This is a genomic window from Streptomyces sp. ADMS (genome assembly GCF_033441795.1).
Classification (GTDB): Bacteria; Actinomycetota; Actinomycetes; order Streptomycetales; family Streptomycetaceae; genus Streptomyces.
The window spans coordinates 44216-69010 of sequence record NZ_JAVFVX010000019.1; the positions used below are offsets into that span (position 1 = coordinate 44216).

Here is a 24795-nt window from a genome sequence, read left to right on the forward strand (position 1 = left end):
CTGGCTGGAGGGCCACACGGTGGCACCGCCGGTGACCTCCGCGGGCCGCCCCTGATCCTCAAGTCGCCCCGGCCTCCGCCCTGTTGCCCCCCTTCACGGAAGGTCCACCCGTGTTCGAGACGCTCCTCAACGCCGATCTCCAGGCCGCCCTGCTCACCTTCATGGTGTGGACGACGGGCGCGGTGCTCATGAGCAGGCGGCCCGTGGAACGGTCCCGGCGGCGCGGCAAGGCCCGGGCCGTGACCCTGCTCGTGCTGGCCGGACTCGGCACCTTGCTCGTCCTCGGCCGGATTCTCACGGTGACGCTCATGGGACGGGTGAGCTGGCTGTTCGCCGTGGACCGGGTAGCCGTCGCACTGCCATTGCTGGCCGTACCGGCCGCCGCCGTACTCGCCGGCTCGGTGCCGAGGCTCGTCGCGTGGGCCCGTACGCCGTCCCTGGACACCCGTACCGCGGCCTTCTCACCCACCGCCGTCGTCCCCTTCCAGACGGCGGCCGCCGGCGCGTTCGTCGGTCTGTGGACGGCGCTCGTCACAGTCCTCGCACCACCCCTCCTCACCCTCGCGCTGCTGATCCACTCGACGGTGGTGCTGCTGGCCGCGTTCTCCTGGCTCGGTCAGACCAGACGCTGGCTGTCGGCCGTACGCACCGGCCCGCGGCCCCGCCGCTCCCGCCCCGTACGGGCCCTGCGCGCCCTGGCGGTCGTGACCACGCTGGCCGTCACCGCGACCGGGCTGGTGAACCTCGCCGCGACGAGCAGCCGGCTCCCGGCCAGCATGAGCATGGCGCCGGGCGACGCGGCACAGGCGCACCAGCACGGCGGAGGCCGCGAATCCGCGGTGATCCCCTCCGGCACCACCTCCGTCACCTCGCTCACCGGCCCCCGCGACGACCGCCCCGACCGCCGCTTCACCCTGGTCGCCAAAGAGAGGACGGTCCGCCTCGCCTCCGGCAAGGCCGTCCGGGCGTGGGCGTTCAACGGACAGGTGCCGGGGCCGGTGCTCCGCGTCCGCCAGGGCGAACTGGTGGAGATCACCGTACGGAACGAGCTGCGCTCGGCGAACGTGGCCGTGCACTGGCACGGCGTCGACGTCCCGAACGCCGAGGACGGTGTCCCCGGCGTCACCCAGAACGCGACCCGCCCCGGCGCCACCCATGTCTACCGGTTCCGCCCGGACGAGTCCGGCACCCACTGGTACCACTCCCACCAGCAGACCTCCGTCCAGGTCGTGAAGGGCCTGTTCGGCGCCCTGATCATCGACCCGCCGAAGCCCGAGCCGGTGGACCACGACTGGTTCCTCGCCATGCACTCCTGGGACGCTGTAGGCGCGGACGACCCGGTACCCGCCCTCGGCCTCGCCGACCGGCTGGAACACCGCCGCGCCGCCCCCGGCAGCCGCATCCGCCTGCGCCTCCTCAACTCCGACCGCCTCACCCACGTCTTCTCGCTCACCGGTACCCCGTTCCGCGTCACCGCCCTGGACGGCAATCCCGTGCGAGATCCGGGGCTCGTCAGCGGCAAGGGGCTGGCCATCGGTGCGGGCGCCCGCTACGACGTCGAGTTCGTCATGCCCGACCGGCCCGTACGGCTGACCGAGACGCAGGACTTCGTCGGCGCCCTCGACCGAGGCCTGATGATCAGCGCGGACGGACGCGGCGAGATCACCCCGGACCGCCCCTCCAAGGACTTCGACCCGACCGCGTACGGCACTCCGGCGCCCACCCCGTTCGGACCGGACAGTCGCTTCAGCCGGACGTACTCGATGGTCTTCGACAACGAACTCGGCTTCTACGACGGCAAGTTCACCTTCGCCTGGACCATCAACGGCAAGGTGTTCCCCGACGGCCCCCACCTCACCGTCCGCGAGGGCGACCTCGTACGGCTGAGGTTCGCCAACCGCAGCCACTTCGACCACCCCATGCATCTGCACGGCCACCACGTCCTCGTGCTCAGCCGCAACGGCCGCAAGGTCAGCGGCAGTCCCGTCTGGCTCGACACCGTGAACGTGCGCGTCGGCGAGGTCTGGGAGGTCGCCTTCCGCGCCGACAACCCCGGCATCTGGATGGACCACTGCCACATCGGCGACCACGCCGTGCTCGGGATGATGACCCATCTGTCGTACGAGAACGTCACCAGCCCGTACCGGATGGGCCGCGACACCGACAACCAGGCCGAATGACGAGCCGCACACGACAGGAGAGCCGACCGTGACGCACACCCCCGCCCCGAGCACCGGCGGTGGGCGGACCTTCTCGCCCGCCGTCCTCCCCGCCATGACCCCCGGCCACCAGCTGATGTTCTTCTCCGTGGCCGGCTCCGTGAGCCGCGCGATCTGGGCGCTGGCCCGGCTCGGCGTCGCCGACCACCTGACCGACGGCCCCCGGACGGCGGCCGAGCTGGCCGAGGCCGTCGGCGCCGACCCGGACGCGCTCGCCCGGGTCCTGCGGGCGGCCGCCGCACTCGGCGTCTTCGCCTGCCTCCCCGACGGCTGCTTCGCCCTCACCCCGTCCGCCGACCTGTTGCGCACCGACGCTCCCGAGTCCCGGCGCGACCTGGTGCTCCTCCACGGCGACGAGCTGACCCGGCTGCCGTACGGAGACATCCTCGACACCCTGCGCACCGGCGAACCGGCCTTCGAGCAGAGTTTCGTCCGCCCGTACCACGAGCACCTGGCCACCGACCCCGACGCGGCCGGCCTGATCGCCCGGTCCGTCGCCGCCGGCCACCGGGGCGACCTCGGCTACCTCACTTCGCTGATCGACCTGACCCCGTTCCCGAGCGTGGCCGAACTCGGCGGCGACGGCCTGTTTCTCAAGGCCCTCCTGGACCGCCACCCGCACTGTGCGGGCAGCACCGTGGACCCGTCCGGCGGCCCCCTCCCCGACGATCCGCACGCCTGGCTGCTCAAACAGGTGCTGCGTGAACTCCCCGACGCGGAGGCAGTCGAAGTCCTGCACGCCGTACGGACAGCCCTCGGCAGGGACCCCGAGCGGCGGCTGTTCGTCGTGGAGCGGGTCGTCGGGGCCGTCATGCCCGACCTGGCGGCCGTGACGGACCTGGACATGCTGCTGATCACCGGCGGCCGTGAACGCACCGCCGACGAGTGGTGCACCCTCTTCGCGGCCGGCGGCTTCACGACGGTCGCCGCCCGGGCCTGCGGCGCCTGGACCGCCTTCGAGTGCCGGCCGGTCTGACCCTGCGCCCCAGACCCCTTCGCCTGCCTGCCACGTCCCCGGCGCGCGTCCGCCCGACCCCGCCTACTGTGGGTGGTGGAGGACGACCGAAAGGGATGTACGGCGATGACCGACATGACCCAGCGGAACCGGCCGGAGCAGCCCGAGAACGAGGGCGACGACCAGCGGGCCGCCCAGCTCAGGAAGACGAACGTCACCAAGCGCGGTGGTGGTGACCCGGCCGACCGGGGGCGCACCACGATCGCCGACGGAGTCGTAGAGAAGATCGCCGGGCTCGCCGCCCGTGACGTCCTCGGTGTGCACGCCATGGGCAGCGGGCTCTCGCGGACCTTCGGAGTGGTACGCGACCGGGTGCCGGGCGGCGCCTCGAAATCCGTCTCACGTGGGGTGAAGGCCGAGGTCGGCGAGGTACAGACCGCCCTCGATCTGGAGATCGTCGTCGAGTACGGCGTCTCGATCGCCGACGTCGCACGGGCCGTGCGCGAGAACGTCGTCGCGGCCGTCGAGCGCATGACCGGCCTGGAGGTCGTCGAGGTCAACATCGCGGTGACGGACGTGAAACTGCCCGAGGAAGAGGAAGACGAGCCCGAACCGCGCCTGCAGTGACGGATTCGGGGCATGGGCTAAGGACCGGGAAGGCAGGGCAGCATGAGCATCGCCGTGATCGGCATGATCGCCGGAATGGCACTGGGATTCGCCGGATACTTCGGCGGCTTCGGCGCGTTTCTGCTGGTGGCGGCTCTGGGCGCCCTCGGCTTTGTCGTCGGCCGCTTCCTGGAGAGCGACCTCGACCTGGGCGACTTCTTCCGCACCCGCGACGACAGACGGCGGTGACGCCGTGACCGAGGAACAGTCCGGCGACGGGCGGCCCGGGGAGATCCGTACGCCCGTGGCGACGACGGCCGTGGCGCCGGGGGAGCGCGGCGCCACCCGGATCGCCGACCGCGTCGTCGCGAAGATCGCCGCGCAGGCGGCCCGCGAGGCGCTGGCCGAGCTGCCCCCGGACGCGGTGCCCCCGCATGCGACGGTCGCCGTGCGCAAGGACCGGGCCCGCGTCCGCGTCAGCCTCGAACTCCCGTACCCCTCCGATATCGGTGGCCAGTGCGCGACGGTGCGTCGTCGGGTCACTTCGCGGGTACAGGCACTGGCGGGGATGCAGGTCCCGGAGGTCGCCGTCGAGATCGAGCGGCTGCACCCGGCACGGACGCACGGCCCGGCACCAGGGAAGGCACAGGGGAGGACGCGATGAGCGAGCCCCAGGGCTCCGACGGCTCCAAGAACACCCAGCGACTGCCAGTACTGGAGAAACCAGGCGACGCGACGGCCGACACCACCGGCACGGGGCGGTCTTCGTCCGCCGCCGCCTACGACCCCCTGCCCACCCTCGGCGATGCCGACGCCGGCAACGGCCGCTTCTGGTCGGCGCGCCGGGTCCCCGCGGCCGTCCTGGCGCTGCTCCTGCTCATCGGCGCGGGCGCGTTCCTCTACGACATCGCCGCCGTACGGGCCGACCGCCCCGCCATGAGCTGGCGCAAGTCGCTGGCAAGACAACTCGCGGAACGCTCCCTCGACGACCTCTGGGTGCTGGCCGGCGCCGGGCTCGCCGTCGCCCTCGGCGTCTGGCTGCTCGTCCTCGCCGCCACGCCCGGCCTGCGTGGCGTCCTGCCGATGCGGCGCACCCACGCGGACGTCCGGGCGGGCCTGCACAGGGCCGCCGCGGCCATGGTGCTGCGCGACCGGGCCGTGGAGGTGTCCGGCGTCCAGTCGGTCCGGGTCCGGATGACCCGTAGGAGGGCCGAGATCCGCGCGGTCTCCCACTTCCGCGAACTCGACGACGTACGGGCCGACCTGGACGGCGTGCTCGCCGACGCGATCAGGAGTCTTGGCCTCTCCCGGACGCCGACCCTGTCGGTGCGTGTCGCCCGCCCCGGCCGGAAGGAGTGACGACGGATGCAGCGGATGGTCAACCGCGTACTGCTGGGCCTCGCGGGCCTGGTGCTGATCGTGGTCGGCGGCTCGGTACTGGGCGTGGGCCTCGGCGCCAGCCCGCCGACGTGGTGGATCCACGACGACAGCAACGACGTACTCCTGAGCAACGCCGAACGCACCCACTGGCGGGACGCCGGCTGGTGGTGGCCGACGGTACTCGCGGTCCTGGCCCTCCTGGTCCTGCTGTCCCTGTGGTGGCTGGCCGCGGCGCTCCGCCGACGCCGTCTCACCGAGGTCCTGGTGGACACGGGCGACGGCGAGGGCGCACTCCTGCGGGGCCGCGCCATGGAAAGCGCGGTCGCAGGAGAGGCGTCCCGCCTGGAGGGCGTGGAGCGGGCCCACGTAACCCTGACGGGCCGGCGCACGGCCCCCGAGGCCCGAGTCGAACTCCTCCTGCAGCCCCATGCGGCCCCGGAGGAGGCGCTACTCCGCCTGACCACGGAGGCTCTGGCAAACGCCCGCGACTCGGCAGGCCTCACGTCCCTCCCGGCAGAGGTGAGTCTGAGAGGCGTCAAGCACTCGGCAGAAAGGGTGAGCTGAGACACTCAGAGGCGCGGGGAACCGCGCGACCAGATCACCACTACCCGCAGACGCACTCCTGGTGGCAGGCGCCTTCAGCCTGTTGGTCAACATCGGATCGCGCAGAGCGACGAGCGTCTCGGGTTGTTTGATTGACGGTCTTGCCCAAAGTCGCAGCGGGTGGCAGGGCGCCGGTTCTTCGATCCGGGTGGCCGTCCTGGACCCGGCCAAGTGGGATTGGGTGCACGGGCTGGACTGCCGAGGTAGGGGCGGACGGATGTTCCCTGAACCCGCGCCGGACGCACTCGGGGGAGATCACCCGTGACTACGTCGGCGCCTTCTGCGACCTCCACCCGCGGCCCCTCCTCGACGGACCGGCAACGGCCAATTCCGAAATGGTCTTCCAGCAGCCCTGGCAATGGGCCGGCACCGGGACACACCGTCCTCGACCGCCTCGTATCCGCCGCCTTGATTGCGTATCCGTCGAATGTTTCGTCCGCCCGGCGCGAACCGCCCCACCATGGGGCGCGAGCGGATGACCGTTCGCTTCGCAGAGCGGAACCAGGACACGGAGGGCAGCGCAATGCAGTTACCCCGGACACATCTGAAACCTCGAAAGCTGGCGGGACTCGTCGCGGGGGCGGGTCTGGTGCTCACCACGCTGTTGGGCGCGGCGCCGGCGCAGGCGGCCGACTCGGCTCCCCAGGCAGTCAGTTCCACTGAGCAGCAGGTGGGCACGCACGCGGATGCGGGTGTGCTGGCGAACTCGCCGGGCATCTCGCCGGCCGCCGAGCGTATTCGGTACGTATCCGGCGACACCTACAGCTGCCCGACCGGACGGCTGTGCGCACGCGTGTGGGATCCGACCCGCAGCACGTACAAGGTGTTCGACCTGTACTACTGCAATACCTACTCGCTGTCCTACTGGGGCGGCCTCGGTGGCTTCTACAACTACCAGACCGAGGGCACGGTGGCCAGGTTCTACAACTCGGGCGGCACAACCGTCCACACCTCGACCGCGCGCAGCACTGCCCCCTCGGGGTGGAACTGGGACCCGATCTGGAAGATCAAGAACTGCTGACCGCACGCCGCATCTCACAGCGCCCGCCTCACGGCCGCACGTCGGCCCGAGGCGGGCGCCCCCGCATGCCCCACCGCACCGTCCCCCAGTTCGTCACACCCCCATGTCCCGTTCAGCAACGCATCCCCCAACCCCGTCCGCCGATGCAGCACCCAGTGCCCGTCCCGGAACGAACCGACCAGCCCCGCCTCCCGCAGCACCGCGGCATGGCGGCTGGCGTTGGCTGGGGAGAGGTGGAGGGCGGCGGCTATGCCGCTGGTGGACATCGGGCGGCCGAGCAGCTCCAGCACTCGGGCCCGGGTGGGGCCCAGCAGCCGCTGCAGACGCTCCACGGAGCCCGAGCCCAAACCGGGTGCGCCGCCAGGCCCGGCCACCGTCAGGCAGCCCGGCGCGAGCGGAAGCGGATACACCAGTACGGGAGAGAGTTCGGAGGCGGCAAGAGCGACAGGCTGCCGGATGCAGAAGAAAGACGGGATCAGGGTCAGCGGGCGGCCGTTCAGCTCCAGGCCCCGGTCGAAGGGGTAGCCGCATTCGAGCCGGCCGTCCCGCCACGACAGCAGCTCCGGCTGATAGCTGTCCAGCAGCCCCTCCGCCCCCGCCGCCAGTGCCAAGTCGGCGCGTTTAGCCAGGTCCGCGCCGACGGCCCGGTCGATGACCGTCCTGTATGGCGCCACAGCCACCGCGTGATAAGCGCGCACCGCCGTCCCCAGCCGGTGCAGCACCTCGCTCCCGCCCTCGGCGAGCCGTCGGGCGCCCGACGGCATCGGTCGGTCCGGGTAGAGCCGGCCAAGTTCGTACCGTAAGCGTCTGCGGGGTGTGGAGAGCACCGCGTCCAGTCCGGTGTCCGGGTCGGGGCTGCCGAGGCCGGGGGTGAGGAAGTCCGGGAAGTAGGAAGCCAACGGGCTCACCTCCATCAGCGCCCGGGTCGTCCGGATCAGCCCCGCTCGCGCGAGCCCCTCGCGCACCTGCCTCCGCCATGGGTCGAAGATCAGGGCCGCGTGCCGGTTCTGGAGCAGCTGCAGGCTGAGGACCACCTCCCACATGAAGTCACTGCCCGCCGCCACCCGCAGCCGGTTGAGATCGTCCGTGCCGAAGCCGATACGCAGCATGTCCCCACGCTCCCCGTGATATGTCCGCCCCGTGACACACCGTTGGATTGGACGGGCAGGCGATGACGGACGGTTCCGGGGAGGGGAGAGTTGTCCGAATAGCGGTGGCATCAGCTCCCCTGAGCCCAAGCTCAAGTTCAGAACCCGTGCCGCATCCCCCCGTCAACGGGCACCATGACCCCCGTCAGATAGCTCGCCGCAGGCGAAAGCAGAAACGCCGCCGTCCGCCCGAACTCCTCCGGCTTCCCGTACCGCCGCAACGGAATCCGCGACTCGTTGGCGACCCGGGTCGCCGCGGGGTCGGCGGACAACCCGTCCAGCTCGCGCACGCGATCCGTGTCGATGCGTGCCGGCAACAACCCCACCACCCGGATTCCGCGCGGCCCCACCTCGTCCGCGAGCGACTTGGCGAACCCGGCCAACCCGGGCCGCAACCCGTTGGAGATGGTCAGCCCCGGAATCGGTTCGTGCACCGAGCCGGACAGCACGAATCCGACGACCCCGCCCGCCTCCAGCTCCGCCACCGCCGTACGGGCCAGCCGTACCGCCCCCAGGAACACCGAGTCGAACGCGGCCCGCCACTGCTCGTCCGTGTTGTCGGCGACGAACCCGGGCGCCGGCCCGCCCACGCTGACGAGGATGCCGTTGAAGCGCCCGAAGTGCTCACGGGCCGCCGCGACGAGCCGCCCCGCGACCTCCGGATCGGAGTTGTCCGCGGCGACGCCCACCGCCCCGGGGCCCAGGTCGGCCGCCGCCTCCGCGACCGTCTCCTCGTCCCGCCCCGTGATGACCACCTTCGCGCCGTCGGCGACGAGCTCGCGCGCGGCGGCGTTGCCCAGTCCACGGGTGGCGCCGGTGACGACGTACACGCGGTCCTTCAGTCCAAGATCCATGGTCCCTATCCTGCCCGGTCCTCGCCGTAGAGGGCGAGGGCCGTGTTGACGAGGCCGATGTGGCTGAACGCCTGGGGGAAGTTGCCGAGCTGGCGGCCGGCGACCGGGTCGTACTCCTCCGCCAGCAGTCCCACGTCGTTGGTGAGGCCGACCAGGCGTTCGAACAGTGCGCGTGCCTCCTTCGTACGGCCGATCATGTGCAGGGCGTCCGCCAGCCAGAACGAGCAGGCCACGAACACGCCCTCGTCACCGGGCAGCCCGTCGACCACGGGACCGTCCGTGCTGTAGCGGCGTACGAATCCGCCGTGCCCCAGCTCGTCCCTGACGGCCTCGATGGTGCCGACGATCCTCGGGTCGTCCGGTGGCAGGAAGCCGACGCGGGGCAGGAGCAGCACGGCGGCGTCGAGTTCACGGGAGCCGTAGAACTGGGTGAACGTGTTGCGCTCCGGGTCGTAGCCGCGTTCGCACACCTCACGGTGCACCTCGTCGCGCATCGCCCGCCAGCCCTCCAGGTTGCCGCCGCTGAGCTTCGGGTTGAGCTCCAGGGCACGCACCGCGCGGTCGGCGGCCACCCAGGTCATCACCTTCGAGTGGACGAAGTGCCGGCGCGGGCCGCGCACCTCCCACAGTCCCTCGTCCGGGCGGCGCCACGCCGTCTCCAGGAACTCCATCAGCGCGCACTGCAGGCGCCACATGTGCGGTTTGGACGGCAGCCCCAAGCGCCGGGCCAGCGCCAGCGAGTCGATCACCTCGCCGTACACGTCGAGCTGGAGCTGCCGTACCGCCGCGTTGCCGATCCGCACCGGGGCCGAGCCGCCGAACCCGGGCAGCCAGTCCAGCTCGAACTCGGGCAGCCGTCGCTCACCGCCGAGCCCGTACATGATCTGGAGGTCCGCCGGGTCGCCCGCGACCGCGCGCAACAGCCAGTCACGCCAGCTCTCGGCCTCCTCGTGGTAGCCCGCCGACAGCAGCGCGTTGAGGGTGAGCGTGGAGTCGCGCAGCCAGCAGTAGCGGTAGTCCCAGTTGCGTACGCCGCCCAGCTCCTCTGGGAGCGACGTGGTGGGGGCGGCCACGATGCCGCCGGTCGGCGCGTACGTCAGCGCCTTCAGCGTGATCAGCGAGCGCACGACGGCGTCCCGGTGCGGTCCGTCGTACGTACAGCGGGCCGACCACGCCTCCCAGTCCGTGACGGCCGTGTCCAGGGCCTCGTACGGGTCGACGAACGGCGGATGCGGCTCGTGCGAGGGATGCCAGGTCAGGACGAACGCGACCCGCTCGCCCTCGGCGACGGTGAACTCCGAGTACGTGGTGAAGTCCCGTCCCCAGGTGCGGACCCCTTCCTCGGTACGCAGCCACACGGCGTCCGGTCCGGCGACGGCCACCCGGTGCCCGTTCGCCCGGCGCATCCAGGGCACGACCGACCCGTAGTCGAACCGCAGCCGCAGCGTGCTGCGGACGATCACCTCTCCGCGTACGCCCTCGACGATGCGTACGAGATCGGGGGCGCGGTCGCGCTGGGGCATCAGGTCGGTGACGCGTACGGCGCCGTCGTCGGTCTCCCACTCGGTGTCGAGGACCAGGGTGCCGGGCCGGTAACCGCGCCGGACGCAGCGGTCGGCGCCCTCGGGGGCGATCCGCCAGTGCCCGTTGCGCTCGTCGCCGAGCAGCGCGGCGAAACAGGCGGCCGAGTCGAAGCGGGGCAGACACAGCCAGTCGACGGAACCGTCCATGCCGACGAGCGCGCCGGTCTGGTGGTCGCCGATGAGGGCGTAGTCCTCGATACGGGGGATGCGGTGACTCTGGTGAGGATGCACGACCAGCGGGTTCCCGGTGTGGGGCCCCGGCATTCGGGCGAGATCGAACTGTCACACGCCGCGGCCCCCCGTTACGTCACACGGCCGGTCGTGTCACACGGCGGCGGGCTCGGCGTCCGGCGAGTCCTGCGCCTCGCGGGCCGCCGCCTCGGCCTCCGCCCGGTCCCGCCGTTCCCGGCGCACCAGGATCACCCAGCCCAGGGGGACACCCGCGGAGAACAGCCACCACTGAATCGCGTAGGCGTAGTTCAGCGCGGCGTTCTCGTCACCGGGCCTGCCGAGCAGCTCGGGAGTGTCCTTCTTCGGCTCGGGCGTCGTCAGCACGATGTAGCCGCCGAGCACCTCGGCGCCGAGCCGCCGGGCCTCCTGCTCGCTGTTGATCAGCATGATCTGCCGGTCCGGCAGCCCCTTGAGGTCCTTGATGCCGCTCGCCGCGGTCGTCTCGGCGGGCATCAGCCGCCCGGTGACGGTGATCTCGCCCTCGGGGGGCGCGGGGATGCTGGGGAACGCGGTCTGGCTCGGGCCGTCCGCGGGGATCCAGCCCCGGTTGACCAGCAGGACCTTGCCGTCGTCGAGGACGAAGGGGGTCAGTACGTGGTAGCCGACCTCGTCGTCGGAGTTGGTACGGCGACGGACGACGACCTCGTCGTCGGTGTCGAAGTGACCCCTGGCGGTCACGGTGTGGTATCGCTCGCCGGTGGTGACGGTGTGTCCGGGCGAGGTCAGCCGCTCCACGGGCACCGGCTCGGCGGAGAGCGCGTCGGCGACCAGCTGGTTGCGGGCGGTGCGCTCGTCGTAGCGGTGCATCTGCCAGATGCCCAGCCTGATCATCGTGGGGATGAGGAGGAGGGCGACCAGCGTGAGGATCACCCACTGCCGGGACAAGAGGAAGCGGTACACCCCACTGACGGTACAACTCGCCCGTGGGGTGCATTCAGGGGGGTACGGACTCGGCTCGGCCCCGCTCGGGCTTCCTCAGACCCTGTCGATGATCCCCACCCTCCCCTCCGCGCGGGCGCAGTGCGCCCCGCAGTACCAGTGGCCCTCGGCCTCGACGCCCTGCCCGATGATCTGGACACGGCAGTGCTCGCAGATGGGTGCCATGCGGTGGATGGCGCAGGCGAAACAGTCGAAGACGTGCACGGCGCCCTGCGCGTGCACCTCGAATGTCATCCCGTAAGTGTTCCCGCAGACTTCACAACTGGCCATGGGCCACAGGGTGGGCCGTCGGTGCCGCGCGAGCGAGAGGGCGCCGGGCGAGTCGTACGGCAATCACCCGTCCGCACGGTCATCCCCGCGCCGCGGGTTCCACGTCCCGCAGCAGCTGTCCGAAGGCCGCCTCGTCGACGACGGGGGTGCCGTACTGCCGGGCCCTGACCACCTTCGAGGTCATGGAGTCCGGGTCGTTGGTGACGAGCAGGCTGGTCAGCCGGGACAGGCTCGTCGCGACATGCAGCCCCGCCTCGACGGCCCGGTCCTCCAGCAGGTCGCGCTCGACCGAGGTGTCCCCGGAGAACGCCACCCGCATGCCCTGCTTGAGTGGTTTGCCGTCTTCGTACCGCCCCGGGTTGGGGTACGGGCACGCGGGCCTCTTGCGGGAGGGCCGCCAGCCGGCCGGCTGGTAGCTTCCGTAACCCCCGGAGGCCTGGCGCCCGATCTGCGGCAGGGCGGAGCCGCTTGTCGCCGGTGACGCCGACCACTCCGTCAGCGGCCGGCACTCCAGCAGCGGCAGCCGTACGCCGCCCAGCGCGGCCGCGTGCAGGCTCGGCCGGAACGCTTCGGCGAGCACCCGCGCGTCGTCCAGCGCGTGGTGGGCCCGCTGCTGGACGACCCCGTAGTGCGCGGCGAGCGTCTCCAGCTTGTGGTTGGACAGCGGCAGCCCCAACTCCTTGGACAGCGCGATGGTGCACAGCCGTTGGCGCACCGGCGCCTCGCGCTCAGCGCGCGCGTACTCCCGCGCGATCATCGACCAGTCGAAGACGGCGTTGTGCGCGACGAGCACGCGTCCGTCGAGCCGGGAGGCGAACTCCTCGGCGATGTCCACGAAGAGCGGGGCGCCCTCCAGGACGTCGCTCGTCAACCCGTGGATCCACACCGGCCCCGGATCCCGCTCCGGGTTGACCGTTGTGTACCAGTGGTCCTCGACCTCGCCGCGCGCGTCGAGCCGGTAGACGGCGGCGGAGATTATCCGGTCCTCCCGGGACAGACCGGTGGTCTCGACGTCAACGACCGCGTATCCCTGGGGATATGCGGTCGGCCACGATGTGGGGGCCGGCGTGGGCGTCAGGTCTTCGAGCATGGTCCCAGAGAATACGGGCCGCGACTGACAGCCCGTGGGGCGCCTGTTGGTGGAGACCGCCAACAAGCAAGCGCGTACTGCCCTGAATACTTGTCAGTAATAACGGCTGTGCGCCACCTGTGGGCCGCCCTAACGTGCAGTCATGCCCAACCTCCCCGATGTTGTCGTCTGGTCGATACCCGCCTTCGTACTGCTCACCGTCATCGAGATGATCAGTGTCCGGATCCACCCCGCCGAGGACGCCGCCGGGTACGAGGCCAAGGACGCCGCCACCAGCGTCGGCATGGGACTCGGGAGCCTGGCCTTCGACTTCCTGTGGAAGATCCCGATCGTCGCCGTGTACACGGCCCTCTACGAACTCACCCCGCTCCGTGTCCCCGTTCTCTGGTGGACCCTCCCGCTCGTGCTGCTCGCGCAGGACTTCTTCTACTACTGGTCCCACCGCGGTCACCACGTCGTCCGCATCCTCTGGGCCTGCCATGTCGTCCACCACTCCAGCCGCAGTTTCAACCTGACGACGGCCCTGCGCCAGCCCTGGACCACACTCACCGTCTGGCCGTTCTACGTCCCCCTCGTCGCCCTCGGTGTGCACCCGGCCGCGCTCGCCTTCTGTTCCTCCGTGAACCTCGTGTACCAGTTCTGGATCCACACCGAGCGGATCGACCGGATGCCCCGGTGGTTCGAGCACCTCCTCAACACGCCCTCCCACCACCGCGTCCACCACGCCTCCCAAGGCGGCTACCTGGACCGCAACTTCGGCGGAATCCTCATCGTCTGGGACCGGCTCTTCGGCTCGTTCGTCGCCGAGACCGAACGGCCTGTCTACGGGTTGACCAAGAACATCAGCACGTTCAACCCGGTCAAGGTCGCCACTCACGAGTACGTCTCGATCGTCAAGGACATCAAGGCGGCGGGCAGTTGGCGTGAGCGCGCCGGGCGGGTGTTCCGCGGGCCCGGCTGGCAGCCCGCGCCCGTGCGGCGGGAGCCGGCCGAGGAAACCGTCGTCGCGTGAGACCGGCCCGCGTTTTCCTGGCCGCCTTCGTCCTCGCCGCGGCCGTCGACCTGTTCTCCCTCGCGGCCGGCTCCGACACCGGACACGCACTCGCCAAACCCCTCCTGATGCCCTTTCTCGCCGCCCACGCCCATCTGCGCGGAGCCCCCCGCCTCCTGACCGTCGCTCTCCTCCTCGGCTGGGCCGGAGACGTCCTGCTGCTCTCCGACGCCGACTTGGCGTTCCTGGCCGGCATGGCGTTCTTCGCGGCCGGCCACGTCTGTTACCTCGCCCTCTTCAGGACGTACGGCGCCCGGTACCGCACGAACCGCACCCCACGCGTGCGTGCCGCACGCGACCGGCTCGCGGCGGCCTACGTCCTGGCCCTGGCCGTCACCCTCGTCGCCCTCTGGCCCGGTCTCCCCGCCGAACTCCGCGTCCCCGTCGTCGGGTACAGCCTCCTGCTGACCGTGACGGCCTACCGGGCCACCGCGCTCGGCCTCCTCGCCGGCGCGGGCGGCGCGCTGTTCCTGCTCTCCGACACCCTCATCGCGACCGGCGTCGCGGACCTGCCCCAGCTCCCCGGCCCCGACTTCTGGATCATGCTCACGTACCTCGCGGCCCAGTGGCTCCTGGCCGGCGGCGTACTCGTGGCGGCGAGGACCGCGACGCACCCACCCGTCACGTCCAGCGGATCGGCACCGGCAGCGCCGTGAGCAGCCCCGACACCGCGATCACCAGCCCCAGCGCCACGACCTCCGCGCGCGCGGGGGAGCAGGCCGTCAGCGGATCGGCCGCCCGGCGCAGCCGCAGCCGCGCCCACAGCGCGAGTACGGCGACGGCGGCCACGACAAGCACCTTGGCGAGCAGGGTGCGGCCGTACGCCGTCGACGTCAGCTGCTCCAGGACCGTGTCCGGGGGCATCCGGCGCAGCGTGCTCCAGATGCCCGTCGCGGTGATCAGGGCGAGCAGAACGGCCGCCACGCGCGCGTAGAGGCCCAGCAACGCCACGCGCGCCTCAAGGGCGGTACCCCAGAGGGGCAACGTCCGCAGGACGTACAGCAGTCCGCCCACCCACAGCGCCGCGCACGTGAGGTGCACGAACGTCAGTGCCGAGCCGGTCAGCGGATCGAGCTCCGGTGCTGGATGGGCCCGCAGCGCCTCCGCCACGGCCACCGCCGTCAGCGGCCAGACCTGCAGGGCCGGGCGGGCCGACAGGGCGCACAGGCCCGCAGCCGCGAACCCGTTGACCTCCAGCAGCGCGAGCTTGCCGTCCCGGGACTCGTACAGGCCTCCGACATCGATCGCGGCCGGGCTGTCCGGTACGAGGTTGCCGGTCGCCACCACCGAGGCGAGCCCCAGCGCGGCGACGAAACCGACGCCGGCCGCGTACGGCGCCCAGCCGCGCGCCCGCTCCGCAGGCGCCCCGGGCAGCCTGACGGCCAGCCGGTGCACGAACAGCTCGCCCACCGGCACGCACAGCGCGGCGAACAGCACCGTCCGCAGCAGCCCGATCCCCCCGACACCGGGCGCGGCGGCCTCCCCGGTGCCGTCCAGCGCGACGGACGGGCCGAGCAGCGGTATCAGCGCGGCCAACGCCACCAGCACGAGCACGGCGACGGCCCGTGCGGTACCAGGGCGTTTGCCATCGGGTGTTCTCGCGGGCCCGCCCTCGTCGGACGCCGCGTCGGTCGGTCGTATCAAGCCCACCCCAAAATCCTCACCAGCCGTGGGTATGTCCGCAGTCGCCCCGGCGACTCACCACGGCACCCCTCTTCACATGCTTGACGTGTGTTTACACCCAGCGCGGCCGATCCGTCCCCCAAACCCCGGGAGGCCGCACCCAGTCGACCGGCCCGCTCGCGAAGGAGACAGGCGGCAGCGCGTACCGCAGCCGCCCCAGCGCGCTGTCCCGCTCGGCGAGCCACGTCTCCGGCCCGTCGTACCCGAAGCTGCGCACAGGCGCCGTCGGCCCCTGCCCCGCCCCGCTCGTCAGCCACCCCGCCGTCCCGGCCAGCGCCAGCCGTACGAACCGGCTGCCGCCCTCCCGCACCTGGTCGCTCAGCGCCCGCAGCACGCCGGCCGCCAGCAGATAGCCCGTGCCGTGGTCGAGCGCCTGAGCGGGCAGCGCGCCGGGCTCCTGCACCGACCCCTCGATCGCCGCGATGCCCGTGGCGACCTGCACCAGGCTGTCGAAGCCCCGCCGCTCACTCCAGGGCCCGTACACGCCCCATGCGGACAACTGCGCCACGACCACCCCTGGCCTGCGCCCGGCCAGCGCCTCCGGGGACAGTCCGAACCGGTCCAGGGCGCCTGGCCGGTACCCGGTGACGACGACGTCCGCGCCGGCGAGGAGTTCCTCGAAGGCGTGCCGGTCGGCCGCCAGATCCAGCACAGCCGACCGCTTCCCGAAGCCCGTGTCGGCGTGCTGGCCGGGGAGTTCGGGCAGTTGAGGCGCGTCAACGCGCAGCACGTCCGCGCCGAGCAGGGCGAGTGTGCGGGTGGCGACGGGACCCGCGACGACCCGGGTCAGGTCCAGGACACGGACTCCGGCGGCGGGCAGCAGGGGATCGTTGCCGCTCGGCGGGAGCACGCGCGCGCGTGCCGAGTCCAGCCGTCCGCGCTCGGCCAGGGGTCGCGCGGACACCGCCGCGCCCTGCTCGTGCGCGGCCCACTCCTCGGACGTGCGCAGCGCGACGGCGAGGCCTCCGGCCGCGTACACGGTCTCCTCGGCCTCGGCGGAGGACCGTTCGGCGAGCGCGGCGCTGACGGACGCCGGATCCTCGGACGTGCCCAGGGCCGCGAGCAGACGGGCCCGGTGGTGCGGGTAGTTCGCGTGCGTGCGCACCCAGCCGTCCGCCGTCCGCCAGAAGCGCGACAGGGGCGCGAAGGTGACCGGTGCGCGTCCGTCGACCAGCAGGTGGCGCTCGCTGACGAAAGCAGTGGCGACCGCGCCGTCGTCCACGCGGACCTCGGGCACCTCCGGCAGCCCGGCCCGGAGGGCGCCCAACTCCGCTGCGGCCAGCGCGCAGCAGCCGACGCAGGCGCGCGCCAACTCCCGTACCGGAAGCCGTGATGCGAGTACTCCGGTGCGTACGACGGCCGAGACCCGGGCGGCGAGGGCGGGATCGCCGCCCAGCGCGGCCCAGGTGTACTCCGTGCTCAACACAGTCATACGGGCACTATGCCGTGTGTATCGGATCAATATATGTACTGGATCAACACGGTGGGCCGGGCAGCGCAACGCCGCCCGGCCCACCGAAGGTGCTGCAGGGGACCTACTTCGTCACCGCGTCCAGTGCGTCCGCGATGCCGTGGCCGTAGAAGCCGTTGTAGTTCTTCGGGCCCTCGCACACCGCGTCGACCTTGCCGTCGCCGTTGATGTCGTACGGGTCCGTGCAGGCCGTGGCGTCCGCCTCGGCGTACAGGAGCGCCTTCACCAGGCCGGCGGGGGCGTGCGGGTGCGTCGACTTGATCAGGGCGGCCACGCCCGCGACATGCGGGGACGCCATCGACGTACCGGCCATGTAGCCCCAGGTGCCGCCGGGCAGCGGGCCGAGGATCAGGCCGCTGGTGGCCGGCGGGGCCGGGGTCTGGTAGCGGGTCGAGTCGCCGCCGGGGGCGGCTATGTCGACGACGCCCAGACCGTGGTTGGAGAAGGACGACTTGATGCCCTTGGCGCCGGTCGAGGCGACCGTCACCACACCCGGCAGCTGGGTCGGGATGTCGTAGCACTCGGACGGGTCGATGACCCGGTCCGACGGTGTCGCGTCGTTCGGCGAGACAGGGTCGGTGATCTCGTCGGCCGCGAGGTCGTAGTTCTCGTTGCCGGCCGCCGCGACATTGACGACACCCTTGCGCTCCGCGTACAGCGACGCGCGCGTGATGGCGTCGACCAGGGCCTTCTGGTCCGGGTCGTTCTTGCAGTTGAAGTACCAGGGGTCCGTGTAATAGCTGTTGTTCGTGACGTCCACGCCGTGCTCGGCCGCCCACACGAAGCCGCAGACCACGGCCTCCGTGTAGAAGTAGCCGGCCGTGGTCGACACCTTGATGCCGGACACCTTCACGCCCGGCGCGACGCCCGTGACCCCGACGCCGTTCTTGGCGGCGGCGATCTCACCGGCCACGTGCGTGCCGTGCGGGCTCTCGCCCGTGGTCGGCCGCCAGGCCCCGTCGGTGGTGTCGGGTTTGCCCGTCACGCAGTTGACGGAGGCGCCGCGGTCGAAGTTCGGCGCGATGTCGGGGTGGGTGTCGTCGACGCCGGTGTCGATCACGGCGACGGTCACCCTGGAGCTGCCGAGAGTCTTCTCGTGCGCCTTGTCCGCCTTGATGGCGGGCAGGTCCCACTGCAACGGCTCCAGCGGGTCCTGGGACGCGGTGGCGTCGGCGGTGGCGCTCGCGACCTCCTCGGCCGAGAGCACCTTCGGGGTGCCCACGTCGGTGGTCGACTGGGCGGGCAGCGGCGCGTTGCGCGTGTTGCCGGCCGACTGCACGCCGGGCACCTTGCGGATCACCTCGGCGAAATCGGGGTTCGCCGAGTGGACGACGATCACCCCGATCCGGTCGTACGACGTCACGACCGTGCCGCCGGCCTTGGCGATGGCCTTCTGCACGTACCGGGACGGGCCGTGCCCGGGGAACACGTTGACGACATAGCTGAGCGACGTCGCGTCGGCCGTGACGGCCGCGCCGGCCTCGGCGTCGGCCGCGACGGCGTGGATGTTCGGCAGGAAGGCGAACGCCGTCGCCATGACCATCCCGACCGGTATCGCCACGGCACGCCGGGTGCGCGGGTGAGGCGCTGTCATAGAGGATCTCCAGTTCGTTCGTTCGTGGGAGGTGCGGACCGTGCGGGAAACTCGGAAAACCGTGCGGGTCACTTGACCGCGCGCAGCGCGTTGACGATCCCGAACCCGAAGAATCCGTTGACCCGCTTGCCGCCCTCGCACACCGCGTCCTGTGTGCCGTCACCGTCCTGGTCGTACGACTCGGGGCAGCCCGGGTTGTCCGCCTGGACCTTGAGCAACGTCTGGAGCTGGGCCGGGGTCGCCCACGGGTGCTTCGACTTCAGCAGCGCGGCGACGCCCGCGGCGTGCGGCGAGGCCATCGAGGTGCCCTGCAGGAAGCCGTACTCACCGTTCGGCATGGTGGACAGGATGCGGCCGTTCTGCGACGGCGTGTCCGGTATCTGGTATTTGCGATCGCCGCCGGGGGCCGCGATGTCGATGACGCCGTTGCCGTAGGTGGAGTAGTACGACTTGACGTTGTCGACACCGGTGGCGCTCACCGTGACGACACCCGGGAGCTGGGTCGGCACGTCGAAGCACTCGTGCGGGTCGATCGTTCGCGTGACCGGCGTCGAGTCGTCGGGGCTGGTGTCGTCGACGATCGCGTCGGAGTCCAGGTCGTGGGCGGAGTTGCCCGCCGACGCCAGGTTGAGGGTGCCCTTCTTCTGCGCGTACAGCTGCGCCCTGTTGACCGCGTCGACAATGGCCCGCTGGTCGGGATCGTCCATGCAGTTGTACAGCCATGGATCGACGTAGTAGCTGTTGTTCGTGATCTCGACGCCGCGGTCGGCGGCGAACACGAAGGCACACACGACGCTCTCCGGGTAGAAGAGCCCGTTGTCGGGGTCGCTCACCTTGATGCTGGAGACCTTCACACCGGGTGCGACCCCGGCCACACCGATGCCGTTGCGGGCGGCGGCGATCTCACCGGCCACATGCGTGCCGTGGTAGTCCTCGGCGGTGTACGGGCGCCACGCGCCCTCGCTGGTGTCCGGGACGCCGCCCACGCAGTTCGCCGACTGGGACGCGGAGAAGTTCGGGGCGAGGTCCGGGTGGGTGTCGTCGACGCCGGTGTCGATCACGGCGACGGTGACCCTGGGGCTGCCCGGGTTGATCTTCGCGGCCTTGTCGGCGCCGATCGCCCGCAGGTCCCACTGGTCGGCTTCGAGGGGTTCGCTCTCGGGGATCGTGGCCGACACGGCCTCGACCCTGGCTGCCTCCGCGGCCGTCAGATAGTCCGCCGCGCCTTCGTCGGTCGTCCCGGCGGAGACCAGCGGCGTGGTCCGCGTGGCACCCGCGGACTTCACCCCGCGCACCGCGCGGATCTCCGCCCCGAAGGAGGGGTTCGCGGAGTGGGCGACGATCACACCGATCTTCTTGTGCGTGACCACGACGGTGCCGCCGGCCGCGGAGATCGCCTTCGTCACCGCCCCGATCGTGTGACGGTCGGTGCTCTTGGTGTTGACGACATACGCGAGGTTCGGACCGTCCGCGGCCTGGGCGGCGGAGGCGGCCGGCTCGGCGGCCGACGCGGCCACGGGCAGGAAGCCGAGGGAGGCGGTCAGGGACAGCACGACCGGCACCGCGAGAGCGAGCCGGCGTCTGGAGCGCAGATGAGCCATGGGTTCTCCACATCATCCGGAAACGAGGCCGGCCCGGACAAGGATGGTTGCCGGGCGGGCGCGTAGCAGGGACGGACAACAAGTGAGTACGCGCGAAAAGGCGGGCACGGGCGTATGGCCCGCGCCGTTCGATTTTGCAGGTACATGACGGGTGGTACAGGGCGAAGCTATCCCGCATCGCCGCTGGCCAGCAATGACTTCCGGAGATCAGTTCGGAAAGAACCGCGGGGAGTTGAACCGGTCCTAGCGTGGCGCCGTGACCTTGGGCAGGGAGCGCGAGGACCATCGAGCCCCCTGTCGGATCACGCGTGGGGGCCCTACCATCGCGAGCCGACCCCCTGTGATCCAGATCACCGCGAGGTCAGAAAAGAGCCATGTCCGTACCCAGTCCGACCCCGTCCCCGGACGACCACTCACCCCCGTCCGCTGTCGTCACCGCACCCGCAACGCGAGGAGACTCCGTGGCTACCGACGCACCGCCCCCCTCGAAGACAGAACCCCACCTCCCCTCCACGGAGGAGTTCGTCGAGGTGCAGCAGAGCGCTGAGTTCGGTGAACTGCGCCGCGCCCACCGCTCCTTCGCCTTCCCGCTGACCCTCGGCTTCATCACCTGGTACCTGATGTACGTCCTGCTGTCGAACTATGCGGGCGGCTTCATGGGCACCAAGCTCTTCGGCAACATCAACGTCGCCTTCGTCCTGGGCATCGCCCAGTTCGTCACCACGTTCCTCATCGCCTGGTGGTACGCGCGGCACGCCGCCGCGAACCTCGACCCGAAGGGTGAGGCGATCAAGTCCCGGATGGAGGGCGGCGCATGAGCCCCGTACAGCAGAGTGTTCTCGCCGCCGGTGAGGCCGGCGAGCACCGGCCGCTGATCATCTCCCTGTTCGCGGTGTTCGTCGTCGCGACCCTCGGCATCACCGTCTGGGCGGGCCGCCAGACCAAGAGCGCCGCCGACTTCTACGCCGGCGGGCGCCAGTTCAGCGCCTTCCAGAACGGCCTCGCGGTCTCCGGCGACTACATGTCCGCCGCGTCCTTCCTCGGCATCGCGGGCGCGATCGCCCTCTTCGGGTACGACGGCTTCCTGTACTCCATCGGCTTCCTCGTCGCCTGGCTGGTCGCCCTGCTCCTGGTGGCCGAGCCGCTGCGCAACTCCGGCCGCTACACCATGGGTGACGTCCTCGCGTACCGCATGCGCCAGCGCCCCGTCCGCACGGCCGCCGGTACGTCGACGATCGTCGTCTCGATCTTCTACCTGCTGGCGCAGATGGCCGGCGCGGGCGTCCTCGTCTCGCTCCTCCTCGGTATCACCTCCGACGCGGGCAAGGTCGCCATCGTCGCCCTCGTCGGCGTCCTGATGATCGTGTACGTCTCCATCGGCGGTATGAAGGGCACCACCTGGGTCCAGATGGTCAAGGCCGTGCTGCTCATCAGCGGCACGATCCTCATTACGTTCCTGGTGCTGCTGAAGTTCAACTTCAACATCTCCGATCTGCTCGGCTCCGCCGCCGAACGCAGCGGCAAGGGCGACGCCTTCCTGGAGCCCGGCCTCCAGTACGGCGCCACGGGCATCTCCAAGCTGGACTTCATCTCCCTGGGTATCGCCCTGGTCCTCGGTACCGCCGGTCTGCCGCACATCCTGATCCGCTTCTACACGGTGCCCACGGCCAAGGCCGCCCGGAAGTCCGTGAACTGGGCGATCGGCATCATCGGCGGCTTCTACCTGATGACGATCGCGCTCGGCTTCGGCGCCGCCGCGCTGATCGACCAGAAAGAGATCACCGACTCCAACCCATCGGGCAACACGGCCGCTCCGCTGCTCGCCCTGCACATCGGCGGCGTCGACTCGGCCTGGGGCGCGGTGCTGCTCGCGACGATCTCGGCGGTCGCCTTCGCGACGATCCTCGCCGTCGTCGCCGGCCTCACGCTGGCCTCGTCGTCGTCCTTCGCGCACGACATCTACGCCAATGTCATCCGCAGGGGGAAGGCCACCGACAAGGAGGAGATGAAGGCCGCCCGCTGGGCAACCGTCTTCATCGGCGTCGTCTCCATCGCCCTGGGCGCCCTCGCCCGCGACCTCAACGTCGCCGGACTGGTCGCGCTGGCGTTCGCGGTCGCCGCGTCCGCCAACCTGCCCACGATCCTCTACAGCCTGTTCTGGAAGAAGTTCACCACGCAGGGCGCGCTGTGGTCGATCTACGGCGGCCTGATCGTGGCGGTCGGCCTGGTGCTGTTCTCGCCGGTCGTCTCCGGCGACCCGAAGGCGATGTTCCCGGGTGTCGACTTCCACTGGTTCCCGCTGAAGAACCCCGGCATCATCTCCATCCCGTTCGGCTTCCTCATGGGCTGGCTCGGCACGGTCCTCTCCAAGGAGGAACCCGACACCGGCAAGTACGCCGAACTGGAAGTGCGGTCCCTCACGGGAACCGGAGCGCACTAGAAACCGTTTTACTGGAAAGGCATCACGCGGGGCTGTCGCAGGGATCTGCGGCGGCCCCGCGCGCCGTCCTGCGGCAGCGGGCCGGTCTCGTTGTCAGCGGGGTCACGTAGGCTCGCAGGTATCGGAGAAGATGTGTCCGCCACGCGTTCCACTACGAGGGAGGGGGCCCACGTGCTCATCGACACCTACGGCCGAGCGGCCACCGACCTGCGCGTCTCGTTGACCGACCGCTGCAACCTGCGGTGCGCGTACTGCATGCCCGAGGAGGGCCTGCAGTGGCTGGCCAAGCCCGACCTCCTCACGGACGACGAGATCGTCCGCCTCATCGACATCGCGGTGCGCACCCTGGGCATCACGGAGGTCCGCTTCACGGGCGGTGAGCCCCTGCTGCGCCCCGGTCTGGTCGGCATAGTGGAGCGGGTCGCGGCCCTGGCCCCCCGCCCCCAGATGTCCCTGACGACGAACGGCATCGGCCTGGTCCGTACGGCGACCGCCCTGAAGGCGGCAGGCCTGGACCGCGTCAACGTCTCGCTGGACACCCTCCGCCCGGACGTGTTCAAGACCCTCACCCGCCGCGACCGACACAGGGACGTCGTCGCGGGCCTGGAAGCCGCCCGCGAGGCCGGACTGACGCCGGTGAAGGTCAACTCGGTCCTGATGCCGGGGTTCAACGAGGACGAGGCTCCGGACCTTCTCGCCTGGGCGGTCGAGCACGGCTACGAGCTGCGCTTCATCGAGCAGATGCCCCTGGACGCCCAGCACGGCTGGAAGCGCGAGGGCATGGTCACCGCCGGTGACATCCTCACCTCCCTCCGCACCCGCTTCGACCTCACCCCCGAGGGCACCGACGAACGCGGCTCGGCGCCGGCCGAGCGCTGGCTGGTGGACGGCGGTCCGCACCGCGTGGGCGTCATAGCCTCCGTCACCCGGCCGTTCTGCGCCGCCTGCGACCGCACCCGGCTGACGGCCGACGGCCAGATCCGCACCTGCCTCTTCGCCCGCGAGGAGACGGACCTCCGGGCAGCCCTCCGCTCCGACGCTCCGGACGAGGAGATAGCTCGCATCTGGCGTCTGGCGATGTGGGGCAAGAAGGCGGGAGCGGGCCTGGACGACCCGTCGTTCGTCCAGCCGGACCGCCCGATGTCGGCCATCGGAGGCTGACCCGGGTTCAGCTGTCCGGAGACTCCCACTCCTCCAGCCTCACCACGTCCTTCAGGAACCCCCGCACCCCGAGAAACTGCGACAAGTGCTCGCGGTGCTCCTCGCACGCCAGCCATGTCTTCCGCCGCTCGGGCGTGTGCAGCTTCGGGTTGTTCCAGGCGAGCACCCACTCGGCGTCCGCCCGGCATGCCTTGGCGGAACAGATGGGGGAGTCAGGGTCAGGGCCGATCATCTGGCGACCCTAACCCGGCTGAAACAGCGCTCAAAAAGGCGACGCCGAGCAGCCACGGGGGGAGCTGCCCGGCGTCGGTCTGTCGCTCCGACGGGGGATGCGGAGCGCGTACGAAGTATGTCATGGGTAAGCGTCCGACCGGCACCGGAACAACATGATTGATCTGAGCTTTTCTTGAGCTTGGTGACGCGTCCGCACTGAGTTCTGGTCAGGCCCGATCGCGCGGATCGCCCCCCACGCCGGCCGCCTGACCGCCGCCGGTGTCCTCCGTTACGGATTCCGCGGAGCCCTCTTCCGGCAGAGGCTGCGTGATCATCGGCCGCACCGGAGCCGTCACGAACGTGGACGGCAGCCCCGGCGCGTTCTCGCGGCCCGCGTTGGCGATCACCACGGAGATGTAGGGCAGGATCATTCCGAGCACCAACGCCACGGACGCGACGTGCCGTTCGACGTTCCAGAGCACCGCCGCGAGGACCACCGCCACCGTGCGCACGGACATGGAGATGATGTACCGGCGCTGTCTGCCGCGGACATCGTCCGCGAGCCCCTGGCGGGCTCCGGTGATCCGGAACACCTGGGCGCCGCCACTGCTGCTCTGCTTCCGCATCACGTTCCACCATCCACCCGAATCGGCCACGCCCCGGCCCGTACCCGCGCCGAACC

25 protein-coding genes and 1 pseudogene are annotated in these 24795 nt (G+C 71.0%); 13 read left to right on the plus strand and 13 right to left on the minus strand.

All coding sequences use genetic code 11. The features are described from left to right. Nucleotides 1-110 precede the first annotated feature (110 nt). The 7 genes from RB628_RS11385 to amaP all read left to right on the plus strand — a co-directional run bounded on the left by RB628_RS11385 (nucleotide 111) and on the right by amaP (nucleotide 5724). Complete coding sequence (locus tag RB628_RS11385; protein ID WP_318320225.1) at nucleotides 111-2180, plus strand: multicopper oxidase family protein; 2070 nt, start codon at nucleotides 111-113, stop codon at nucleotides 2178-2180. Between the two features lie 28 nt (nucleotides 2181-2208). After that, nucleotides 2209-3195 carry a methyltransferase gene (locus RB628_RS11390; RefSeq protein ID WP_318320226.1) on the plus strand — a complete coding sequence of 329 codons (987 nt, stop codon included), beginning with the start codon at nucleotides 2209-2211 and terminating at the stop codon, nucleotides 3193-3195. A 105-nt stretch (nucleotides 3196-3300) separates the two neighbouring features. Continuing rightward, nucleotides 3301-3801: an Asp23/Gls24 family envelope stress response protein gene (locus tag RB628_RS11395; protein ID WP_318320227.1), complete on the plus strand. Its 501-nt coding sequence runs from the start codon at nucleotides 3301-3303 to the stop codon at nucleotides 3799-3801. 42 nt (nucleotides 3802-3843) lie between these two features. Continuing rightward, on the plus strand, nucleotides 3844-4029 hold the full coding sequence (locus RB628_RS11400; RefSeq protein WP_318320228.1) for a hypothetical protein: 186 nt from the start codon (nucleotides 3844-3846) through the stop codon (nucleotides 4027-4029). 4 nt (nucleotides 4030-4033) lie between these two features. Then, nucleotides 4034-4444 (plus strand): hypothetical protein, encoded by a 411-nt coding sequence (locus tag RB628_RS11405; protein WP_412180635.1) that lies wholly within the window; start codon nucleotides 4034-4036, stop codon nucleotides 4442-4444. Then, complete coding sequence (locus tag RB628_RS11410) at nucleotides 4441-5139, plus strand: DUF6286 domain-containing protein (RefSeq protein WP_318320229.1); 699 nt, start codon at nucleotides 4441-4443, stop codon at nucleotides 5137-5139. The genes RB628_RS11405 and RB628_RS11410 overlap by 4 nt, the downstream gene beginning before the upstream one ends. Nucleotides 5140-5145: 6 nt before the next feature. Next, nucleotides 5146-5724, plus strand: a complete 579-nt coding sequence (gene amaP, locus RB628_RS11415; RefSeq protein ID WP_318320230.1) for an alkaline shock response membrane anchor protein AmaP — start codon at nucleotides 5146-5148, stop codon at nucleotides 5722-5724. 86 nt (nucleotides 5725-5810) lie between these two features. Here the strand turns inward: amaP and RB628_RS11420 are convergent. Then, a pseudogene (locus tag RB628_RS11420) lies at nucleotides 5811-6011 on the minus strand (hypothetical protein); the annotation flags it as partial. Between the two features lie 275 nt (nucleotides 6012-6286). Here RB628_RS11420 and RB628_RS11430 point away from each other — a divergent pair. Next, nucleotides 6287-6784 carry a hypothetical protein gene (locus tag RB628_RS11430; RefSeq protein ID WP_318320231.1) on the plus strand — a complete coding sequence of 166 codons (498 nt, stop codon included), beginning with the start codon at nucleotides 6287-6289 and terminating at the stop codon, nucleotides 6782-6784. A gap of 14 nt (nucleotides 6785-6798) precedes the next feature. Here the strand turns inward: RB628_RS11430 and RB628_RS11435 are convergent, their stop codons facing one another. The 6 genes from RB628_RS11435 to RB628_RS11460 form a co-directional block, all read right to left on the minus strand. Beyond that, nucleotides 6799-7893 (minus strand): helix-turn-helix domain-containing protein, encoded by a 1095-nt coding sequence (locus RB628_RS11435; RefSeq protein ID WP_318320232.1) that lies wholly within the window; start codon nucleotides 7891-7893, stop codon nucleotides 6799-6801. A gap of 137 nt (nucleotides 7894-8030) precedes the next feature. After that, entirely contained in the window at nucleotides 8031-8786 is a 756-nt protein-coding gene (locus tag RB628_RS11440; protein ID WP_318320233.1) for an SDR family oxidoreductase, read from the minus strand. Between the two features lie 5 nt (nucleotides 8787-8791). Beyond that, a complete protein-coding gene (locus tag RB628_RS11445) occupies nucleotides 8792-10600 on the minus strand; it encodes a glycoside hydrolase family 15 protein (RefSeq protein WP_318320234.1) in 1809 nt (602 codons plus the stop codon). 93 nt (nucleotides 10601-10693) lie between these two features. Continuing rightward, nucleotides 10694-11500, minus strand: a complete 807-nt coding sequence (locus tag RB628_RS11450; protein ID WP_318320235.1) for an SURF1 family protein — start codon at nucleotides 11498-11500, stop codon at nucleotides 10694-10696. Between the two features lie 75 nt (nucleotides 11501-11575). Then, complete coding sequence (locus RB628_RS11455; protein WP_318320236.1) at nucleotides 11576-11809, minus strand: hypothetical protein; 234 nt, start codon at nucleotides 11807-11809, stop codon at nucleotides 11576-11578. Nucleotides 11810-11888: 79 nt separating this feature from the next. Then, nucleotides 11889-12899 carry a DEDDh family exonuclease gene (locus tag RB628_RS11460; protein ID WP_318320237.1) on the minus strand — a complete coding sequence of 337 codons (1011 nt, stop codon included), beginning with the start codon at nucleotides 12897-12899 and terminating at the stop codon, nucleotides 11889-11891. Nucleotides 12900-13041: 142 nt separating this feature from the next. On the opposite strand from RB628_RS11460, the gene RB628_RS11465 reads away from it, so the two are divergent. After that, nucleotides 13042-13911 (plus strand): sterol desaturase family protein, encoded by an 870-nt coding sequence (locus tag RB628_RS11465; RefSeq protein WP_318320238.1) that lies wholly within the window; start codon nucleotides 13042-13044, stop codon nucleotides 13909-13911. After that, nucleotides 13908-14606: a lysoplasmalogenase gene (locus RB628_RS11470; protein ID WP_318320239.1), complete on the plus strand. Its 699-nt coding sequence runs from the start codon at nucleotides 13908-13910 to the stop codon at nucleotides 14604-14606. The genes RB628_RS11465 and RB628_RS11470 overlap by 4 nt, the downstream gene beginning before the upstream one ends. On the opposite strand, the gene RB628_RS11475 is transcribed toward RB628_RS11470, so the two are convergent. The 4 genes from RB628_RS11475 to RB628_RS11490 form a co-directional block, all read right to left on the minus strand. After that, entirely contained in the window at nucleotides 14572-15600 is a 1029-nt protein-coding gene (locus tag RB628_RS11475) for a CopD family protein (protein ID WP_318320240.1), read from the minus strand. The genes RB628_RS11470 and RB628_RS11475 overlap by 35 nt on opposite strands. A gap of 85 nt (nucleotides 15601-15685) precedes the next feature. Next, entirely contained in the window at nucleotides 15686-17065 is a 1380-nt protein-coding gene (locus RB628_RS11480; RefSeq protein ID WP_318320241.1) for a CoA transferase, read from the minus strand. A 103-nt stretch (nucleotides 17066-17168) separates the two neighbouring features. After that, complete coding sequence (locus tag RB628_RS11485) at nucleotides 17169-18698, minus strand: S8 family peptidase (protein ID WP_318320242.1); 1530 nt, start codon at nucleotides 18696-18698, stop codon at nucleotides 17169-17171. Nucleotides 18699-18766: 68 nt separating this feature from the next. Continuing rightward, nucleotides 18767-20299: a S8 family peptidase gene (locus RB628_RS11490; protein WP_318320243.1), complete on the minus strand. Its 1533-nt coding sequence runs from the start codon at nucleotides 20297-20299 to the stop codon at nucleotides 18767-18769. Nucleotides 20300-20760: 461 nt separating this feature from the next. Here RB628_RS11490 and RB628_RS11495 point away from each other — a divergent pair, with 461 nt between their 5' ends. The 3 genes from RB628_RS11495 (at nucleotide 20761) to moaA (ending at nucleotide 23900) form a co-directional block, all read left to right on the plus strand. Continuing rightward, nucleotides 20761-21117, plus strand: coding sequence for a DUF485 domain-containing protein (locus RB628_RS11495; protein ID WP_318320244.1), 357 nt, complete (start codon nucleotides 20761-20763; stop codon nucleotides 21115-21117). Then, nucleotides 21114-22739 carry a cation acetate symporter gene (locus RB628_RS11500; protein ID WP_318320245.1) on the plus strand — a complete coding sequence of 542 codons (1626 nt, stop codon included), beginning with the start codon at nucleotides 21114-21116 and terminating at the stop codon, nucleotides 22737-22739. Before RB628_RS11495 ends, RB628_RS11500 begins: the two co-directional genes overlap by 4 nt. 171 nt (nucleotides 22740-22910) lie before the next feature. Beyond that, the gene (gene moaA, locus RB628_RS11505; protein ID WP_318320246.1) at nucleotides 22911-23900 is read left to right on the plus strand and encodes a GTP 3',8-cyclase MoaA; all 990 of its coding nucleotides are present in this window, start codon (nucleotides 22911-22913) and stop codon (nucleotides 23898-23900) included. A 7-nt stretch (nucleotides 23901-23907) separates the two neighbouring features. Here the strand turns inward: moaA and RB628_RS11510 are convergent, their stop codons facing one another. Both RB628_RS11510 and RB628_RS11515 read right to left on the minus strand, forming a co-directional pair. After that, complete coding sequence (locus RB628_RS11510) at nucleotides 23908-24132, minus strand: hypothetical protein (protein WP_318320247.1); 225 nt, start codon at nucleotides 24130-24132, stop codon at nucleotides 23908-23910. A 208-nt stretch (nucleotides 24133-24340) separates the two neighbouring features. Beyond that, nucleotides 24341-24739 carry a DUF3099 domain-containing protein gene (locus RB628_RS11515; RefSeq protein ID WP_318320248.1) on the minus strand — a complete coding sequence of 133 codons (399 nt, stop codon included), beginning with the start codon at nucleotides 24737-24739 and terminating at the stop codon, nucleotides 24341-24343. Nucleotides 24740-24795: the final 56 nt, after the last annotated feature.

Coding starts and splice junctions, on each gene's coding strand:
- RB628_RS11485 (WP_318320242.1), bottom strand. CDS start 18,698: ATGACAGCGCCTCACCCGCGCACCCGGCGTGCCGTGGCGATACCGGTC.
- RB628_RS11510 (WP_318320247.1), bottom strand. CDS start 24,132: ATGATCGGCCCTGACCCTGACTCCCCCATCTGTTCCGCCAAGGCATGC.
- RB628_RS11460 (WP_318320237.1), bottom strand. CDS start 12,899: ATGCTCGAAGACCTGACGCCCACGCCGGCCCCCACATCGTGGCCGACC.
- RB628_RS11395 (WP_318320227.1), top strand. CDS start 3,301: ATGACCGACATGACCCAGCGGAACCGGCCGGAGCAGCCCGAGAACGAG.
- RB628_RS11515 (WP_318320248.1), bottom strand. CDS start 24,739: ATGCGGAAGCAGAGCAGCAGTGGCGGCGCCCAGGTGTTCCGGATCACC.
- RB628_RS11490 (WP_318320243.1), bottom strand. CDS start 20,299: ATGGCTCATCTGCGCTCCAGACGCCGGCTCGCTCTCGCGGTGCCGGTC.
- RB628_RS11400 (WP_318320228.1), top strand. CDS start 3,844: ATGAGCATCGCCGTGATCGGCATGATCGCCGGAATGGCACTGGGATTC.
- RB628_RS11440 (WP_318320233.1), bottom strand. CDS start 8,786: ATGGATCTTGGACTGAAGGACCGCGTGTACGTCGTCACCGGCGCCACC.
- RB628_RS11435 (WP_318320232.1), bottom strand. CDS start 7,893: ATGCTGCGTATCGGCTTCGGCACGGACGATCTCAACCGGCTGCGGGTG.
- RB628_RS11455 (WP_318320236.1), bottom strand. CDS start 11,809: ATGGCCAGTTGTGAAGTCTGCGGGAACACTTACGGGATGACATTCGAG.
- RB628_RS11500 (WP_318320245.1), top strand. CDS start 21,114: ATGAGCCCCGTACAGCAGAGTGTTCTCGCCGCCGGTGAGGCCGGCGAG.
- RB628_RS11410 (WP_318320229.1), top strand. CDS start 4,441: ATGAGCGAGCCCCAGGGCTCCGACGGCTCCAAGAACACCCAGCGACTG.
- RB628_RS11465 (WP_318320238.1), top strand. CDS start 13,042: ATGCCCAACCTCCCCGATGTTGTCGTCTGGTCGATACCCGCCTTCGTA.
- amaP (WP_318320230.1), top strand. CDS start 5,146: ATGCAGCGGATGGTCAACCGCGTACTGCTGGGCCTCGCGGGCCTGGTG.
- RB628_RS11480 (WP_318320241.1), bottom strand. CDS start 17,065: ATGACTGTGTTGAGCACGGAGTACACCTGGGCCGCGCTGGGCGGCGAT.
- RB628_RS11430 (WP_318320231.1), top strand. CDS start 6,287: ATGCAGTTACCCCGGACACATCTGAAACCTCGAAAGCTGGCGGGACTC.